General features: G+C 68.5%; 2 protein-coding genes. One reads left to right on the top strand and one right to left on the bottom strand.

The genetic code is table 11. The features are described from left to right. Positions 1–125: 125 nt before the first annotated feature. Positions 126–488, top strand: a complete 363-nt coding sequence (locus AC1DWF_RS34385; RefSeq protein WP_476842962.1) for a nuclear transport factor 2 family protein — start codon at positions 126–128, stop codon at positions 486–488. On the opposite strand, the gene AC1DWF_RS34380 is transcribed toward AC1DWF_RS34385, so the two are convergent. Then, positions 485–720 (bottom strand): SDR family oxidoreductase (locus tag AC1DWF_RS34380; protein WP_476842961.1); only part of this gene is annotated, 236 nt, incomplete at its 5' end. The genes AC1DWF_RS34385 and AC1DWF_RS34380 overlap by 4 nt on opposite strands.

The raw sequence follows: 720 nt of genomic DNA, 5'->3' as shown, positions 1-720 counted from the left end.
GGCGTGGACGCTGCGCGCCACATCGTCGCCGGCCGCGACCACTGGTATCCGGCGGAGGCGCCGACCGATATCGGCCTGACCGTCCAAGGGGCGATGCGCGACGCGCTGCGGCGCTGGACCGGCCAATGAGCCTCGCCCTGCTCGAGGCCTTCGCCGAGGCCTACAACCGCCACGACATCGAGGCGCTGCTCGCGCTCGTCACCGAAGACTGCGTCTTCGACATGGCGGCCGGGCCCGAGGTCTTCGGTGCGAGGTCGCAAGGCAAGGCCGCATTGCGCGAGACGCTCGGCTGGGCTTGGCGAAACTGGCCGGATGCAAGCTGGAGCGACGCCGTGCATGTCGTCGCCGATGGCCGCGGCTTCAGCGAGTGGACGTTTCGGGGCACCGATCTTTACGGGGAGCGCACCGAGGTGCGCGGCGTCGATCTTTTCATCCTTCGCGACGGGCTGATCGCGAAGAAGGACAGCTACCGCAAGGTCCGAAGTTAACCCACCAGCCCGCCATTCACGTGAATCACCTGGCCGGTCACGTAGTCCGCCGCTGGCGAAGCCAGGAAGGCAACCATCGCGGCCACGTCGTCCGGCGTGCCGAGGCGGCCGAGCGGGATGTTCGCCACCACCTGCTTCCATTGCTCCTCATTGTAGGCGGCATGCGCGCCCGGATCCTTGCGCGTGAAGCCCGGCGCCACGGCATTCACCGTGATGCCCTGCGGCCCTGCCT

The organism is Aminobacter sp. P4_D5, from assembly GCF_056401815.1.
This window is presented reverse-complemented; position numbering and strand designations above follow the sequence as displayed.

What these genes read in the sequence shown, in the direction of transcription:
- AC1DWF_RS34385 (WP_476842962.1), top strand. Translation starts at nt 126, where the DNA reads ATGAGCCTCGCCCTGCTCGAGGCCTTCGCCGAGGCCTACAACCGCCAC.